Below are 17,774 nucleotides of genomic sequence, written 5' to 3'. Positions count from 1 at the left end.
GCTTATTACTTGTTCAGAGTTGTTGAGCTGAGGAAAGATTTTATTTTGAATATAAATAGAGAAAATGTTTTCACACAGTTGGGGTTGTCTACTCTTCTGGTTAAGAACTTGCTCATTGCTGGTATGAGTAAACCCAAACCTATTCAGGAACAAGCTATTCCAGTAATACTGAAGGGGCATGATGTATTGGGTATTGCGCAGACAGGTTCTGGAAAAACCTTAGCGTTTGGTTTACCTATTTTAAATCAGATTTTGGCTTTTGGCGATAAACGTTTTCCTAAAACTGCGCGCGCTTTGATTTTGGTTCCTACGCGTGAACTCGCTGTACAGATTGATGAAACAATTCGTGCTGCTGCAAAAGGAATGCATCTTTCGACATGTCTTGTTTTTGGCGGGGTATCACGTTTAAAACAAATTAAACGCATGGCATCAGGCGTGGATGTTTTGATAGCAACGCCAGGGCGTTTAAAAGACCTTGTTCGTGAAAAGTGTATTGATCTTTCTCAATCTCGTTTTTTAGTTCTGGATGAGGCAGATCGTATGTTAGATATGGGCTTTATTAATGATGTACGGCAAATCGCAAAGCTTTTGCATAAAGAGCGTCAGACAGCGCTTTTTTCTGCGACGATGCCGAAAGAAATTACGATACTTGCGAAGTATCTTCTCAATGATCCAGTAAAAATAGAGGTTGCTCCTCAAGGGACGACTGCTGCCGAAATTACTCAAAAGTTATATTGTGTCCCCATCAGTGAAAAAAAGAATGTTTTAGGTAAAATTTTGACAAATTCAGCTCTCGTTTCTGTTCTTGTCTTTACCCGAACTAAACACGGTGCTGATGCTGTCACACGTAGTTTAGCAAAGATAGGGTATTCTGTTGCGACGATTCATGGAAATAAATCACAAAGTGCTCGGCAGTATGCATTGAAAGCTTTTCGTGAAAAAGCAGTACGAATTCTTGTTGCGACAGATATTGCGGCACGCGGCATTGATATACCAAAAATAAGCCACGTTATTAATTACGATTTGCCAGATGAAGCTGAGAGTTATGTGCATCGTATTGGTCGTACAGGACGCAATGGCGCATTGGGTGAAGCGATCACACTTTTTGATGAAGGAGTGGAGAACGCACGTTTGCGAGCTGTAGAGCGCTTGATTTGTATGAAATTAATACGTGAATCTGTCCCAGAACAATTTGCTGTATTTCCAGAGAAGCGAATTATAGCAGAAGGTGGAGAAAAAGAAAACGATAAAGAATTTCGTTTTAGAAAATCTAAACGTCAGAAGAAATTTTTGGGTTTTAAAGAGAAAGCTGAGCAGTCGCAGGATAAAGTTTCTTCGCCTCCAAATGAAAGACACAAAAAAGAAAAAGCAGCAGCAAAGCGTGCAAAATCCATTCGTTTTCGCAAGTCTGTGAAGAAGGCAGCTTGAGTAAAATATTTAGAAAAGATCGTGCGCTAGGAATATTTTCTCTTTTCGATTTCTTCTCAGTTTGGACGAAAGCAAGAAAAATACAAAACAGCGCTCTTACCAAAATAAAGAAAGGTTTTGAAAGGTTCTAATTTTTTAGAAGCAAAAACACTTTGGATGTTTTGTATAATTAAAAAATATCTTGCAAAGAAATCATCATTCAGAATACGCTGTAGAAGTGAAAGCGACTTTGAAAACTTTATTTTCTTATATTTATTGATGCATCCTTCGTCTTTAAAAGTATGAATAAAAACAGATATTATTTATAATAAAAGATACGTTTTATTTTCATATGCTGATTTATAATGGGAAAAATCTGATGGTTTATGAGAGTTTTCTCAGTGTTTTTCTTATTTAGCTACATTCATATTTTGAGGAATTTGAAGATAATATCGATGGATTTTTCCCTTTATTGGATATCCATTTAAAAAATAGAACGCAGTGTATGGCTTGTGTATTGAGGATGGTATCGAGCTCAGGAGAAGATTTATGCTTAAAGATTTATTTCATCCCATCATAGTTTTGAACTGCAGGAATTTTTTGTTATGTTTGTCGTATGGAAATAATATCTGAAAATACGGCTTTAATTCTTATCTTTTAATTGATTCGTTTATCCGTAAAATTATTGGCATATTTGTTAGAGCATTGAATAGTCATTTCACAATATGGCTTAGCGGAATTTAAAGTATTAACAGAAAAAAATCTACAAAAAGAGCACACTTTGCAGGGGCACGTTTGAAAACCTTATCCTCTCACTGTAGTTTGATATCAGATTTTGCACTAAGTGGGAAGAGATGGGATTAGCTAGGAATAGGTGGTAATTTTTTATTTTTGTGTATATTTTTTCACCATTAAATGCGTGTTTTATCAAATTGGATTTTGACACCAGAAAATCGACAAAAGTGCGAGAAATTACCAAAATTACAATTTTTCAGTAAAAAGGATAGGAAGCTTTGAAAAGTCTTTGAAAATTCATAAAACCGGTTTTGAAAACCCTTTGAAAAAAATAAGTTGGTGCAAAACTAAAGTGGCAAGCCACATTCCTCGTATTTAAAAAGGCTAATAAAAATAACAAGCTTTGCGCAATAAAACTAACTGGCTCCCCGGGCCGGATTCGAACCAGCGACCAACCGGTTAACAGCCGGTTGCTCTACCACTGAGCTACCGGGGAACAGTGCACAATTATTCAACTGCAAGGGCTATAGCAAAGCAATACTGATTTGCAAAGGGCAAAATTAATTTTTTTTAAAAAAATGTCATAAATTGCAGAAAAAGAGGAAAAAACAACAGAGAAGATTTCTATACCTTGACGGATGCGTTGCCTTCCCTTATTGACATTTTCACGTTTGTTTACGAGGCCTCGTGGCGGAATGGTTACGCAGAGGACTGCAAATCCTTGTATCCCGGTTCGATTCCGGGCGAGGCCTCCAGTTGATTTGAACAAAATGGCCTTTAGGAATGATATGCGTAAGTGAACAGTTTCCTTTCATGGTAGAACGCTTTTGCATGAAAAGCAGTGCTGTTGGAATCTAGGTGTTGACTGTAGTATACTTTTTTGCAACTCTGTTTTGGTTCTTGTTGTATGTAGGAGAAAAGGGTCGTTATGGTTGCAGATTTTGCAGAACTTCGTCGCAAAATGGTTGACAATCAAATTCGTACAGCAGATGTAACGGATTTATCGGTTCTTAAAGCGTTTTTAACGGTGCCGCGTGAAGATTTTGTGCCGGAAGATATGAGAGCTTTAAGTTATCTTGATACCGATATTATTGTATGTCCAGCGCAAGATGGTTCTCCTGCGTGCTATTTGATGAAGCCTGCCTCTTTAGCAAAATTGCTACAGCTTGCGGCTGTAAAATCATCGGATATTGTTTTAGATATTGGTGCAAATAGTGGTTATTGTGCCGCGTTGCTTTCAAAGTTTGCGAGCTCTGTAATTGCGTTAGAAAGTAATAAAGCTCTTTCGGAACGAGCTGCCGAGACTTTAGAACGTAATCAGTGTGACAATGTGCATGTAGTTCATGGGCCTTTGGAGCAGGGGTATGCCGTTGAGGGGCCTTATGATTTGATTTTTATCGAGGGTTCTGTTGATTTTATTCCGGAGGGTATCTTTAATCAAATGAAAGATGGTGGGCGTCTTGTTGTGGTTGAAGGACACGGCAATTCCGGTGTTGCACGAATCTATGTAAAAGAAGATGTGATCATTGCGGTGCGTCGTGCTTTTAATCTTGCTGTGAAATGTCTTCCTGGTTTTTTAAAAACGCCTGATTTTGTATTTTAGTGCTTGCTTTGTTTGTGGATAAAAGATACTTTTACTGATTAATTGGGGGTTTGATTGTGTGTATTGTGTTCAAAATAAACAAAAAAAATCAGGCGTGTTTGTTGCTGGTTTTGAGCATTTTTATATCAAGATCGGTTTGTGCTGAAACATTGATGGATGCTTTTGCTAAAGCTTATGTGCACAACTCTAAATTGAATAGTGAGCGTGCAGCTGTACGTATATCAAGTGATGATGTGGTTGTTGCGCGGTCGGGGTTGTTGCCACAAGTTGAAGGGATTGGAAGCTATGGGCGGAATAAATCCATCGCAGGTCCTTATACCAATGCTGGATCTATAGGGATAAAATTAAGTCAAAGATTATTTGACGGCTTTGCCACGCAAAATATGTTTTCTTCAGCTCAGGTTAAACTGCAGGCGCAACGTGAATATCTTCGCAATGCTGAGCAAAATACGTTTCTCGACACTGTAACAGCGTATGCTGATGTCTATCAAGCACGTCGTATTGCTGATCTTCGTAAAGAAAATTTGGCTGCTCTTGAAGAGCAAGTTCGCTCGAATAAAGCAAAATTTGATGTGGGAGAGAGAGGGCGTATTGATCTTTCTCAAGCGCAAGCTGCTCGTTCCGTGGCTGTTTCAGAACTTAGTCTTGCACGTGCTGATGTAAAAGCAGCAGAGGCACTTTATAGACAGGTTATTGGCTCTGATCCTGAAAAACTAAACCGTCCACCAGCTGCAGAAGGGTTGCCGGTAAATCTTGATGCTGCTTACCAAATTAGCGTTGTTATGCATCCAGCAATTCTTTATGCAAAATATTTGGTTGATGCTGGTTCTTATAATGTAAGGGCGAAAGAAGGGGCTTTGCTCCCTAAAGTTGATTTTTCCGCAGCAGCGTCTTATAATCGAATTTATAGTGGTGCTGGGGAGGATGGAGTTTCTAAATCAATAGGATTGTCAGTTAGTGTTCCAATTTTTGAAGGTGGCCGTACGTCTGCTCAGATTCGCCAATCCAAGGAGCAGCTTGGGCAGGCTCGTCTTCAGCTTGATTTGGCTTATAGCCGTACAAGACAGGCACTTACTTCTGCGTGGTTTCAGTTAGAAGGTGCACGCGCATCTGTAGTTGCTTATCGTGAGAGTGTTCGTGCTGCTAAAATTGCTCTTGAAGGCCGTATTCAAGAAAATCGTGTGGGGCAGGCGACGATATTAGACGTTTTAAATTCTCGAACTCAGTTGATTAATGCTCAAATTGCGCTTGCGGTGGCAGAACGTAATGCTGTTGTTGCGAGTTATAGTGTTCAATCTTCCATTGGTAAATTGACTGCAGATTATTTAGGTTTTAAAGCAATTAAATATACTCGATAATGTATAAAATTAGCTTTTTAAGTTGCAAATAATTTTTATCTTTAAAAGATCAGTAAATCGACAGTTGAGCGTGTTGAAAAATATAGTAGTTAAATGTGTTGTTTTATAAATAAAGAAAGTTGTGTGTAGTGCCCTCTTCGTGACAAAGAGGCATGTTGATCTTATAATTCTTTTGCTTACACTAAGAATGTGATTCTGTTTGTCGTTGCGTCTTTGAAAGGTTTTTAAGTATGGTACAGAGTTCAAGCGTGTTACGTGAACCAAGTATGGATGAGATTTTGATGTCTATTCGTGAGATAATCGAAGAGAATGCGGTTCAATCTGGTCACTTTTTAAATGAAGGTGTTGTAGAGAATGCTTCTGAAGATCGTTCAGCAGTAGCATCGGAAGGTGTTTACGACACAACCTTATCGGTTGATGATGCAATGAAGGCTTTGGCTGATCGTATTGGTCTTCCTTCTGAAGATAAAAGTTTTTCTTTAACGCAAGAAGATGCAGAGGCAGAAAATAATACGGTTGGTGTGGATATGCAGAAAATGAAGCTTTCTTCTGGAGAACAGTGCTCTGTTCATAAAACAAAAGAATATAGTGATGAGACGTGTGTATCGCAGTCAGAAAATACGACTGCTGATCGTGTAGAGTTGTCTGAGTATTGTATTTCTTCTGCGGAGAAGATTGCGAAGGATGTGTTGCGTCCAGCTGTAGCAGAATGGTTACAGTGTAAATTGCCTGTTTTGCTTGAGAATATTTTGCGTGAAGAGATTGTTAAGGCAATTAAGAAGTAATCCTAACTACTTGTTTTTTCATTTTATTTTATGAGAGTTTTGTCTGCAATTTTGTAGGCTCAATGTGAGTAAGTGAGGTTTGCAGATAGTGTGATCGGATTTTAGATCATATATTGCGTTTTTTAGCGGCGTTATGAATGGACAGAATGTTAGAAAAAAACTACGATGCTGCTTCCATAGAGCAACGAGTTGCAAAGAGGTGGGAGGCTCGTGGTGCTTTTGAAGCGGGCGTGGGTTCAAAAGGTGATGCAGAACCTTTTTGCGTTATGCTTCCACCTCCCAATGTTACGGGCTCACTTCATATGGGGCACGCACTCAATACGACAATTCAAGATATTATGGTCAGATTTCAGCGGATGCGTGGCAAGAATGTGTTATGGCAGCCTGGTATGGATCATGCAGGGATTGCCACGCAAATGGTTGTTGAGCGTCAACTTGCAGAGCGCAAAGAGCTAACACGTCAAGAAATGGGTAGAGAAAAATTTGTTGAGCATGTTTGGAATTGGCGTCACGAGACCGGAGGAGTTATTGCAAACCAGCTGCGCCGTCTTGGTGTTTCGTGTGATTGGTCGCGTGAGCGGTTTACAATGGATGAAGGTTTATCCCAAGCTGTTCGTGAAGTTTTTGTCACGCTTTATAAGCAGGGATTGATATATAGAGATAAGCGCCTGGTTAATTGGGATCCTAAATTGTTAACGGCTATTTCGGATCTTGAAGTTGAGCAAAAAGAGGTAAAAGGCCATTTGTGGCACTTTAGATATCCTCTTGAAGGTAAAGTTTTTGACCCGCATGATGCCACAACTTTTATAACAGTGGCGACAACACGGCCAGAAACAATGCTTGGTGATACGGGCATCGCGGTTAATCCTGATGACGATCGTTATAAAAATCTTATAGGTAAAAATGCTATTTTGCCGATTGTGGGTCGTAGATTATTAATTGTTGGTGATGCTTATGCAGATCCAAGCGAGGGCAGTGGTGCTGTAAAAATCACACCGGCGCATGATTTTAATGATTTTGAAGTAGGAAAGCGCAATGATCTACGTTTGATCAATATTTTTACAAAAAAGGCTAAGATTTTTCTACGTGAGAATGAAGCATTTTTTGATGGTTTGATTTTATCGGAGGAATTAAAAGCATTAGTGGAATACTTAGATCAATCTGATCGTTTTCTTGCACGTAATCGGATTGTTTCTTTGATGGAAGAGAGAGGATATTTGGTAACTGTCGATGATCATCCACATACTGTTCCTCATGGGGATCGTAGTGGGGTGCCTATTGAACCATTTTTGACAGATCAATGGTATGTCCATGCTGCAGAATTGGCTAAGCCAGCGATAGAGGCTGTTCGTCAAGGAAAAACACAATTTGTTCCTGATAGTTGGAAGAAGACATATTTTAATTGGATGCAAAATATTCAACCTTGGTGCATTTCACGCCAATTATGGTGGGGTCACCAGATACCGGCTTGGTACGGTCCTGATGGTACGGTTTTTGTTGAAAAAAGTGAAGAAGAAGCTTTAGATTCAGCTCTTTCTCATTATGGTGAAGTGGTTGTGTTAACCCGTGATCAAGATGTTTTAGACACTTGGTTTTCATCAGCTCTTTGGCCTTTTTCAACGCTAGGCTGGCCAAATAAGACGCCTGAATTAACAACCTTTTATCCAACATCTTTATCGGTTACGGGATTTGACATTATTTTTTTCTGGGTTGCGCGTATGATGATGATGGGGCTGCACTTTATGGGTGATGTTCCTTTCCCAACGGTTTATGTGCACGCTCTCGTACGGGATCAGAAGGGGACAAAGATGTCAAAGTCGAAGGGAAATATTATTAATCCATTGGAGCTTATTGATCAATATAGTGCAGATGCGCTCCGTTTTACTTTGGCTATTATGGCGGCACAAGGCCGTGATGTAAAACTTGATCCTTCCCGTATTGCAGGTTATCGCAATTTTGCTACGAAATTATGGAACGCCACCCGATTTGCAAAGATGAACGGTGTTAAGCATGATCCGACTTTTAAGCCAGAAAAAGCAAAACTTGCGCTTAATCGTTGGATTTTAACAGAGTTATCTAAAACTATTTCGGCAGTGACTGCTGGTATTGAAAGTTATAAGTTTAACGAGTCTGCTAGCGCACTTTACCGTTTCATTTGGAATACATTATGTGATTGGTATCTAGAACTTCTCAAGCCTATATTTCAAGGTTCAAATGAGGATGCTAAAAGTGAAGTTCAGGCGTGTACTGCTTGGGTTTTGGATGAGGTTTATAAGCTTCTGCATCCTTTTATGCCTCATATGACGGAAGAGTTGTGGTCTCTTACAGAAACGTCAAGCATGAAGCGTGAGGATATGTTGGCATTGATACAATGGCCGGAGGGAATGTTTACAGATGAAGAGGCTGCTTCTGATATTAATTGGCTTATTGATGTCGTCAGTGGGATTCGGTCTGTGCGTTTTGAAATGAATATTCCGGCGGGTACACTAGCGCCTCTTGTTATTGTAGAGGGAGGAGAAGTAACGCGAGAGCGTGTACACCGTTATGATACTCTTCTTAAAAAGTTAGCGCGTATTGAAACAATTCATTTTTCTGATAAAGTTCCGGATGTATCGGCGCAAATAATTTTGGGAGAGGCGACTTTTTGTTTACCATTGGGGCAATTGATTGATTTGGAAGCTGAACGTGCTCGTTTGATGAAAGATGCCAGTAAAATTGAACAGGATATCGAAAAAATATCGGTTAAATTAAACAATCCTAAATTTATAGAAAATGCAAAATCGGAGATTGTTGAGCTCGAACGCAACAGAATTGTAGAGTTGCGTGCTGCGCAAAAGAAAATATCTGTTGCCTTAGAGCGGTTAGTATAATTAGACTTTCTATTTTTTCCGTGGATAACTCTATGCTATTGCAGTGCTGGTGCATAGGTTTTCTTTAATCTTATCTTTTAGCATTTTAACGATGTTATAATGAAAAGTCGACTGATTTCTACCGTTTTTACATTTAAACAGTTTACTAATTACGTTTTATCCATCCTAAAATTTAGTGTATACGTTTCTTTATTGAGTGGTTTTTACTGTTTCGGAGTAAGAGTGTTAAAATAATGAAGTATTGTGCACTAAGGGATTTGATACAAAATACAGAATGATGAGTTATAATTAAAAATGAATTTTTTGCACATAAAAGTGAAAGCTTCTTTTTTTCTGACATTTAGACGACTGCCATTTATTGACCTTTTTGTTAAAATCTCGATATTTAAAATGTCTTTTTTATCTTACTAAGAAGATTCCGAAGTTGCACAAAGAAATTTATAGAAGGTGTGACGATTAAATGAGGATAAGTGGGGAAGTTTTAGACGGTAGACGGGCTAAAACATAGGGAAAAAGCTGCGACTATTGTCCTTTTAGAATAATTCTTTCTACTTTTTATGCAATAGATGTAAATAGCGCTAATAGAGCTATTGATAATTTTTTTTAATTTTTGCAAATGTGGTATGCTTGCTTATAAAAGTGGGCAGATAAACCGGGCTATTTCAGCATTACGTTGTGCAGCCAATATGGGATACGCTTTGGAGCAAATGGTGAGGGTGTCTCTAAAAATGATTATAAGGCATATAATTTTTGCATATGTCGTTGAAAAAAGGTGCTGATCTTGGTTTAGAGGATGAAAGCTACGTTTCTGATGCATTGGCTAAATTTGCGGATTATATAGAAAAGATATCCTTTAATCGCTTATAAAATCTGATCCTACTTATGCTTTTAATCTTTATATTGCAGGCTGCGGTAAATTATGGAAGCCTTAAAGCTCAGTATTACCTAGGAAAAATATTTTTAAAAGTGAAGGAAGAGAGAAAAATTCTGTGCAGGCTGCACAATGATTTCAGTTTTCAGTAAGAAAAGGAAACTGTAACCCGTGCGATGCTTGGAAATATGCTGCTTCAGGTAGGAAAAACAGTTCGTGGTACAGCGATATTATGTAGCCTATGAAAGCTAATATCAAAGATTGAGATTAGATTTTCCCTATGAAAGAGTACACTTTTACTATTTGTGATGGATTTTGAAAGACGCATATTAATATTTCTTGTTGGTGATATTTAAAAAATAACAGTTTTTGAACATGTTACTTTGTTGTAACATTCCAAGCCTCTTTTACATTAGATCTTGGTCTCTTGTGTTTTAGTTTATAACAGAGATGGCTTTTTGTCATAATATAATGGTTAATGGCTAAGAATTTTAGATAAAAACTCCTGCGCACGTGGTGTTCTAGCTTGTGGATTAGAAAAGAAATCTTTAGATGAGCAGTCTTCGAGAATTTTTCCTTGATCCATGAAAATAACACGTTCAGAAACTTTTTGCGCAAATCCCATTTCATGCGTTACACAAATCATCGTCATACCTTCCTCCGCTAAGCTGATCATGACATCTAGTACTTCACCTACCATTTCAGGATCTAGAGCAGATGTTGGTTCATCAAAAAGCATAACGAGCGGATCCATGGTTAAGGCACGTGCAATAGCAACACGTTGTTGTTGACCTCCAGAAAGTTGACCAGGGTATTTATTTTTATGTTCGATGAGTCCAACACGTTCAAGATACATCAGACCGCGTTCGAGTGCTTCTTTTTTGCTGCGCTTTAGGACTTTTGTTTGTGCAATTGTCAAATTTTCTGTGACAGATAAATGTGGAAAAAGCTCGAAGTGCTGAAATACCATCCCTACCTGACTACGCAATTTAGGTAAATTCGTTTTTTTGGAATGAACGGGTATTCCATTAATCCAAATTTCGCCCTTTTGAAAGGAGACAAGAGCGTTAATGGTTTTAATGAGTGTTGATTTACCTGAACCTGACGGCCCACAAACTACAACAACTTCCCCTTTATTGATATTAGTTGTACAGTTTCTAAGAACGTTAACTTCGCCATACCAGTTGGAAACATTTTTTATTTCGATCATATGAGTAGACATTTTTTTTCCTATTAGCGAATAATGGATATTTTTTTCTGTATATATAAAACTAGCTGCGACAGTGTAAAACAGATAACAAAATAGAAAATAGCTGCCAAGATATAAGCCTCTTGCTTCACACCAAAATTGTTAGCAACAATATCGAAACCGTTTAAAAGGCTATTCCCGCTGATTGCATAAACAAGAGTTGTGTCCTGAAATAGGATAATGATTTGGGTTAAAAAAACTGGCAGCATGTCTCTAAAAGCTTGAGGAAGAATTACAATGTACATATTTTGCCGATATGTCATTCCGAGTGCTTGCCCCGCATGTTTCTGTCCTTGCGAAACGGCATTTATGCCGGCACGTATAATTTCAGCAAAATAAGCGGTTTCAAATGCAGTAAAGGTAATGAGTGCTGATTTATTTGCACCGATTGATGTACCTGTTAAGAAAGGTAAAAGTACAAAAAACCATAAGATAACCATGACAAGCGGTATTGAGCGCATGGCAGTTATATAAATTACTGCAAGTGAAGAGAGCAGTTTCATAGAAGAAAGCCGCATCATTGCTAAGAGCGTGCCGAAAATAAGTCCCAATATTGTCGCGAAAATGGTTAGAAAAACGCTAAAGAGTAGACCTGCCAGAATGTAGGAACAAAATATATCAAAAGTAAAAAATGAAAAATCAAAGTCTGAAAAGTTAAAAGGAGAAGAAAATCCAAACTGGGATTTTATGAAATTTATCATATTCAGTTTCCCTCTGTTTGAAAATTAGGAATTTTGAGCATTTTCTCAATTATTGTCATAATGATGAATACGAACAAAGCAATCAAAATATAAAGAACTGTGACGATTAGGTAGTTTTCATAAACATGACTTACTTCTTCGATAGTTTGGTATTGAAATTGCATCAGTTCATTTATTGAAACTGCGAATGCTATAGATGAATTTTTCACGATGCCCATCGCTTCTGAAGTGAGTGGTGGCATGATTGTGCGTACAGCACGCGGTAATATGATATAGCGATAAATTTGACAGGTAGTAAACCCCATTGCCATAGCTGCGTAGCGTTGCCCAGAAGGAATCGCCTCAATCCCTGAGCGAACCTGTTCTGCGATGCGGGCAGATGTAAAAAATCCCAAGGCACATGTTATTAATAGAATAGGTGAAAAGTTTATCGCTGGTGGATAAACTTTAGGCACAACAAAATACCATAAAAACACTTGTACAAGCAAAGGAATGTTGCGCATAATCTCCACCCAGATACCTCCAATAGCACGCAATAAGCGATGGATTATGGAGGTGTTCGGTAGAGTACGCATTGTTCCTATAATGATACCAAATAATACAGCTAATATCAGTGAAAAGGCAGATAGTATAACTGTATTTTTAAAGCCATCAAGTAGTGTATCTAAATAGGTATGGCTCACGCCAGGGGTTCCAAGGCACCCAGCCACGAGTGTTTGGTTAAGATCATCTGTACAAAGGAAAGAAAAGTCCATTAATTGATATTTCCTAAATTTAGTCATCTGCAAAACAGAATAATAAACTAGCCGTATTTGTATATGCTGAATTTATTAAAAAATGAACTAAAACATAACCACACTCAATTTTCCAAGAGTGTGGTTCTTCTTTTTTAATTCTATAAGTTATTTTCTGTGTAGTCTTCGCGAGGCTTATTGTTTGGATGTTCCCAAGCATATTGTGTTGCTTTAGATAAAGGAAGGTTTATAACAGTATTTGTAGGGGGAGTTGGTTTCATAAACCATTTATTATAAAGATTTTCCAGTGATTCGTCCTTGATTTGGCGCACGATGCTGTCATTGATTGCTTGTTTGAAGTTCTTGTCATTTAACCGGAGCATACAAGCGATAGGTTCGACTGAAAGCACTGTATCAAGGATGACATAATCAGATGGATTTTTCGATCTAGCAATATGTCCAGCAAGAATTGAAGCATCCATAACAAATGCGTCTGCACGGCCAGATTCTAATAATAAGAAGCTATCTCCGTGGTCTTTTCCCTTTACAACATTAAAGCGAATGTTCTTTGCACGTTTATTTTTGCGGATAAGCCGAACAGACGTTGTACCGGTGGTGGTGGAGACTGTTTTTCCATTTAAATCGGCAAGAGATTTGATGCCAGAGTTTTTCTTTACAGCAATTCGAACTTCTTCGACATAAGTGGTGTAAGCAAATGCTGCTTCTTTACTCCGGGCAATATCATTTGTTGTTGAGCCACATTCAAAATCATAAGTGCTATTTTTTAAGAGAGGAATTCTATTTTGTGACGTGATGGGGAGATAATGAATTTCGATTGGCTTACCAATTTTTTTTGAAATATCGTCAATGATATGCTCTGCCATTTCTGTATGGAAACCCACATACTTACCATTACCAAGGGCATAGGCTAGTCCAGATGATTCACGAACACCTAGCGTGATTTTTCCTGTTCTTTTTATTTTTTCAAGTGTATCACTTTCAGCATGTACGACACTTGTCGATCCAACGGCAATTGCTGCAATAAACATTAACAGTAATTTTTTCATTATGTCCTCCATTCATTTATGATTTTCTGTTCTTTTTTATTTTTTAATATGCATTGTTACGCACGGTGTAGCACATTTTTATTCTAGATGGGATATTTTTTGTTATCTCAATAAAATCAGGTATTATACTCTGTTAACTGAAATTAAAGTGAGCCCAAACGGGAGTATGATCCGAGGGTTTTTGGTATCCTCTTACTTCTGTTTGGCTGTAAGCGCAGACAAGTTTATCGATAGCTTCTGGTGATAATAGCAAGTGATCAATGCGAATCCCGTTATTTTTGAGCCATGCACTAGCTTGAAAATCCCAGAAGCTGAATGAGGGGGCATCTGTGACATTACGAATAGCGTCATAAAAACCTAAATGAATAATACGTTGAAATACTTGTCTCGTTTGTGGAAGAAATAAGGCGTCATGACTCCACTCTTGAGGATTCTTTGCATCTAATGGAGTTGGGATGATATTATAATCACCAGCTAGAATAAGCGGCTCTTCATACGTAAGCAATGATTTTGCATGCGCATACAATCTCTCCATCCATTCTATTTTATAAGGATATTTTTCGCTTTTGACAGGATTTCCATTCGGTAGATAGAGAGATGCAACACGGATAACGCCTTTATTTGTTGAATAAACGGCTTCAATGTAACGTGTTTGTTCATCGTTATCATTGCCTGGTAGTCGGCGGATAACTTCATCAGGTGTTTTTTTAGAGAGAATCGCGACGCCATTAAAACTTTTTTGTCCGTGTGTTTCTATATGATAATCTAAGCTTTCAATTGCATCGCGTGGAAAATTTTCATCGGTACTTTTAGTTTCTTGTAGACAGACTATATCGGGCTGATTTTGCTGTAGCCATTGATATAATGTTTCATGCCGTGCTTTTATTCCAGCAATATTCCACGTTGCTATTTTCATGGTACATACCTTAAATATCATCTGCGTAATTTATTAAATTGCTACATCAAAGTGTTTTATAAATGTCCTCAATGTATTGCGACCTTTTTTTGTTTTGTAAGGGATATACTATGGGAATCTGATTTATCAAGGACATCTGTAAAAGCGAAATTAAAGTATTAAGACTCAATTTATTTTCATTTTTAAAAACTTTCTGATGTTTAGTTCTTGACGAATGTATGTGTTCTCGCTATTAGAGGTTACTACGACCGATGTAAAAGTGATTAATGTTTTATGGCCTTTGTCTGAAATAGTCATTTGAATAGGTTTATTGAAAAAATAAAAGCAAATGCCAGTGCAAGAGGCTATTGCCTTCTCTGCGTATGATCGGGTAAGCTGTTTATAGCAGACGTGCCCGATTTTGTGTGTGAGCTTAGCTTTACTCCGATCCTATCGGAATAGATGAAATAGAAAAGCCCAAGTGGGTGAGACGAACGTAGATCGAAAAAAGGAAGGTTGCATGCCTACCGTAAACCAGTTGATTCGCAAGCCGCGTGTGGCGTCAGTTAGGCGCAACAAGGTTCCTGCTCTTCAGTCGAATCCGCAGAAACGCGGGGTTTGTACTCGTGTCTATACAACGACACCGAAGAAACCGAATTCTGCTCTTCGTAAAGTTGCTAAAGTCCGTTTGACAAATGGATTTGAGGTGATTGGTTATATTCCTGGAGAGGGGCATAATCTTCAAGAGCACTCTGTTGTAATGATTCGGGGAGGTCGTGTGAAGGATTTGCCAGGAGTTCGTTATCACATTATTCGTGGGTTGCTTGATACGCAGGGTGTCAAGAATCGTAAACAGCGTCGTTCAAAGTATGGCGCGAAGCGTCCGAAATAATATTGAGAGACAGAGCCGATGTCCCGTCGCCATAGAGCAGAAAAGCGTGAAATTAATCCGGATCCAAAGTTTGGTGATTTGGTTATTACAAAATTTATGAATGCCATTATGTTTGATGGTAAAAAGTCAGTTGCTGAGCGTATTGTTTATGGTGCGCTTGATGTTGTAGAGAGTAAGGTGAAGTTAGATCCTGTGGTTCTGTTTCATCAGGCGTTAGAGAATGTTGCTCCTCATATTGAGGTTCGCTCTCGCCGTGTTGGTGGTGCTACTTATCAAGTTCCGATTGATGTTCGTCCTGACCGTCGTCAAGCTCTTGCTATTCGTTGGTTGATTGCAGCAGCGCGTGGGCGTAATGAAGGTACGATGATTGATCGTCTTTCTGGTGAATTGATGGATGCCGCTAATAATCGTGGTTCTGCAGTAAAGAAACGCGAGGATGTTCATCGTATGGCTGAGGCTAATCGTGCGTTTTCGCACTATCGCTGGTAGGTGTGTTTAAGACTAAGGCAAGTACAATGGCTCGCGAATATAAAATTGAAGATTATCGTAACTTTGGGATTATGGCGCATATTGATGCTGGTAAAACCACCATGACTGAGCGTATTTTGTTTTATACCGGCAAAAATCATAAGATCGGTGAGACCCACGATGGTGCTTCTACGATGGATTGGATGGAACAGGAGCAGGAGCGCGGTATTACGATTACATCTGCTGCGACAACGACTTTTTGGGAGGGTCGGGATGGTCGAAAGCGGCGCTTTAATATTATTGATACACCGGGGCATGTTGATTTTACGATTGAGGTTGAGCGTTCTTTGCGCGTTCTTGATGGTGCGATTGCATTATTGGATGCAAATGCTGGTGTGGAGCCTCAGACAGAGACTGTTTGGCGGCAGGCTGAGAAATATCGTGTGCCACGTATGGTTTTTGTGAATAAAATGGATAAAATAGGTGCTGATTTTTATCGTAGTGTGGAAATGGTTGGTTCGCGCTTGGGTGGTAAAGCACTTGTTTTACAGTTGCCGATTGGTGCTGAGAATGATTTTGAAGGTGTTGTTGACCTCATTGAGATGAAGGCGTTGAAGTGGGATGGATCTATCGGTGCTTCAGCAGTGGTAAGCGAAATTCCATCCGATTTGAGAAAGAAAGCAGAAGAATATCGCGAAAAATTAATTGAGATGGCGGTTGAGGTTGATGAGACTGCGACAGAAGCTTATCTGGAAGGTGTTATGCCAACTAATGAACAGCTTGTTTCTCTCATTCGTAAGGGGACGATAGAAGTTCAATTTCATCCAGTTCTTTGTGGTACGGCTTTTAAAAATAAGGGTGTTCAACCACTTTTGGATGCTGTTGTTTCCTATCTTCCTTCTCCAGTTGATGTTCCTGCAATTGGTGGTATTGATGTGAAGACAGAGGCTGAAACGATACGCGAATCTTCGGATGAAGCTCCTCTTTCTATGCTTGCTTTTAAGATTATGAATGATCCTTTTGTTGGGTCTTTGACTTTTTGTCGTATTTACTCTGGTAAAGTTCAGAAAGGTATTTCTCTTGAGAATACTGTAAAGAGAAAAAGAGAGCGTTTGGGGCGTATGCTTCAAATGCATTCAAATTCTCGTGAAGATATTGAAGAGGCATTTGCGGGTGATATTGTTGCTCTTGCGGGTCTTAAGGAGACGACAACAGGTGATACTCTTTGTGATCCTTTGAAGCCTGTTATTTTAGAGCGTATGGAGTTCCCTGAACCTGTTATTGAAATTGCAATTGAGCCAAAAACAAAAGCGGATCAGGAAAAAATGGGTATTGCACTCAATCGTTTGGCGGCTGAGGATCCTTCGTTTCGCGTTAAATCAGATGAGGAATCAGGGCAGACAATTATAGCAGGGATGGGTGAGCTTCATCTTGATATTATTGTTGATCGAATGCGGCGTGAATTTAAAGTTGAGGCTAATGTTGGGCAGCCTCAGGTTGCTTACCGTGAGTCGATTACAAAAATTGCGGAAATTGATTATACCCATAAAAAACAATCTGGTGGTGCTGGACAGTTTGCTCGCGTAAAAATTGTTTTTGAACCTCATGATGGTGATGATTTTATTTTTGAGTCGAAGATTGTTGGTGGTGCTGTTCCTAAAGAGTATATCCCTGGTGTTCAGAAGGGGATTGAAAGCGTTATGGGATCAGGGCCTCTTGCAGGTTTCCCTATGCTTGGTGTTAAAGCTACTCTAATTGATGGGGGATACCATGATGTTGACTCTTCCGTTTTAGCTTTTGAAATTGCTGCTCGTGCGGCTTTTCGAGATGGTGCAAAAAAAGCTGGTGCACAGCTTCTTGAGCCAATTATGAAGGTAGAGGTTGTGACGCCAGAAGATTATGTGGGTGATGTCATTGGTGATTTGAATTCTCGTCGAGGTCAGATTTCAGGAACTGAGGCACGTGGTATTGCGACCGTTGTGAATGCAATGGTTCCTTTGGCAAATATGTTCGGTTATGTGAATACTCTTCGTTCGATGAGTCAGGGACGTGCGCAGTATACAATGCAGTTTGATCATTATGAGCCTGTTCCTTCGGCTGTTGCTTTAGAGATTCAGAAGAAATATGCGTAATTTGGGG

At 39.0% G+C, this 17,774-nt stretch carries 13 protein-coding genes and 2 tRNA genes; 9 read left to right on the top strand and 6 right to left on the bottom strand.

Features of this window, described 5'->3' with window-relative positions; genetic code table 11:
- Positions 1-45 precede the first annotated feature (45 nt).
- Complete coding sequence (locus tag V3564_RS04060; RefSeq protein WP_455480328.1) at positions 46-1,428, top strand: DEAD/DEAH box helicase; 1,383 nt, start codon at positions 46-48, stop codon at positions 1,426-1,428.
- A gap of 1,135 nt (positions 1,429-2,563) precedes the next feature.
- Here V3564_RS04060 and V3564_RS04055 read toward each other — a convergent pair.
- Positions 2,564-2,638: transfer RNA gene (locus V3564_RS04055), tRNA-Asn, on the bottom strand.
- A 185-nt stretch (positions 2,639-2,823) separates the two neighbouring features.
- Here V3564_RS04055 and V3564_RS04050 point away from each other — a divergent pair.
- The 5 genes from V3564_RS04050 to V3564_RS04030 all read left to right on the top strand — a co-directional run bounded on the left by V3564_RS04050 (position 2,824) and on the right by V3564_RS04030 (position 8,758).
- A tRNA-Cys gene (locus tag V3564_RS04050) sits at positions 2,824-2,897 on the top strand.
- A 173-nt stretch (positions 2,898-3,070) separates the two neighbouring features.
- A complete protein-coding gene (locus V3564_RS04045; protein ID WP_455480327.1) occupies positions 3,071-3,745 on the top strand; it encodes a protein-L-isoaspartate O-methyltransferase family protein in 675 nt (224 codons plus the stop codon).
- Between the two features lie 56 nt (positions 3,746-3,801).
- Positions 3,802-5,103 (top strand): TolC family outer membrane protein, encoded by a 1,302-nt coding sequence (locus tag V3564_RS04040; protein WP_455480326.1) that lies wholly within the window; start codon positions 3,802-3,804, stop codon positions 5,101-5,103.
- A 230-nt stretch (positions 5,104-5,333) separates the two neighbouring features.
- Positions 5,334-5,888 (top strand): DUF2497 domain-containing protein, encoded by a 555-nt coding sequence (locus tag V3564_RS04035; protein ID WP_455480325.1) that lies wholly within the window; start codon positions 5,334-5,336, stop codon positions 5,886-5,888.
- 146 nt (positions 5,889-6,034) lie between these two features.
- On the top strand, positions 6,035-8,758 hold the full coding sequence (locus V3564_RS04030; RefSeq protein WP_455481454.1) for a valine--tRNA ligase: 2,724 nt from the start codon (positions 6,035-6,037) through the stop codon (positions 8,756-8,758).
- 1,346 nt (positions 8,759-10,104) lie between these two features.
- On the opposite strand, the gene V3564_RS04025 is transcribed toward V3564_RS04030, so the two are convergent.
- The 5 genes from V3564_RS04025 to xth form a co-directional block, all read right to left on the bottom strand.
- A complete protein-coding gene (locus V3564_RS04025) occupies positions 10,105-10,851 on the bottom strand; it encodes an amino acid ABC transporter ATP-binding protein (protein WP_455480324.1) in 747 nt (248 codons plus the stop codon).
- 11 nt (positions 10,852-10,862) lie between these two features.
- Positions 10,863-11,579 (bottom strand): amino acid ABC transporter permease, encoded by a 717-nt coding sequence (locus V3564_RS04020; RefSeq protein ID WP_455480323.1) that lies wholly within the window; start codon positions 11,577-11,579, stop codon positions 10,863-10,865.
- A 2-nt stretch (positions 11,580-11,581) separates the two neighbouring features.
- Entirely contained in the window at positions 11,582-12,334 is a 753-nt protein-coding gene (locus V3564_RS04015) for an amino acid ABC transporter permease (RefSeq protein ID WP_455480322.1), read from the bottom strand.
- Positions 12,335-12,474: 140 nt separating this feature from the next.
- Positions 12,475-13,380, bottom strand: a complete 906-nt coding sequence (locus V3564_RS04010; RefSeq protein WP_455480321.1) for a transporter substrate-binding domain-containing protein — start codon at positions 13,378-13,380, stop codon at positions 12,475-12,477.
- 133 nt (positions 13,381-13,513) lie between these two features.
- A complete protein-coding gene (xth, locus tag V3564_RS04005) occupies positions 13,514-14,296 on the bottom strand; it encodes an exodeoxyribonuclease III (protein WP_455480320.1) in 783 nt (260 codons plus the stop codon).
- 499 nt (positions 14,297-14,795) lie between these two features.
- Here xth and rpsL point away from each other — a divergent pair, with 499 nt between their 5' ends.
- From rpsL to fusA, 3 genes are read left to right on the top strand one after another with little or no spacing between them, the layout of a single operon-like run.
- On the top strand, positions 14,796-15,167 hold the full coding sequence (gene rpsL, locus V3564_RS04000) for a 30S ribosomal protein S12 (protein WP_336294841.1): 372 nt from the start codon (positions 14,796-14,798) through the stop codon (positions 15,165-15,167).
- 18 nt (positions 15,168-15,185) lie between these two features.
- Positions 15,186-15,656, top strand: a complete 471-nt coding sequence (gene rpsG, locus V3564_RS03995; protein WP_455480319.1) for a 30S ribosomal protein S7 — start codon at positions 15,186-15,188, stop codon at positions 15,654-15,656.
- A 26-nt stretch (positions 15,657-15,682) separates the two neighbouring features.
- Positions 15,683-17,767, top strand: coding sequence for an elongation factor G (fusA, locus tag V3564_RS03990; protein ID WP_455480318.1), 2,085 nt, complete (start codon positions 15,683-15,685; stop codon positions 17,765-17,767).
- Positions 17,768-17,774 lie beyond the last annotated feature (7 nt).

It is taken from the genome of Bartonella sp. B12(2025) (assembly GCF_053795135.1).
The sequence above is the reverse complement of the archived record's forward strand: the minus strand, read 5'-3'. Positions and strand labels throughout refer to the sequence as shown.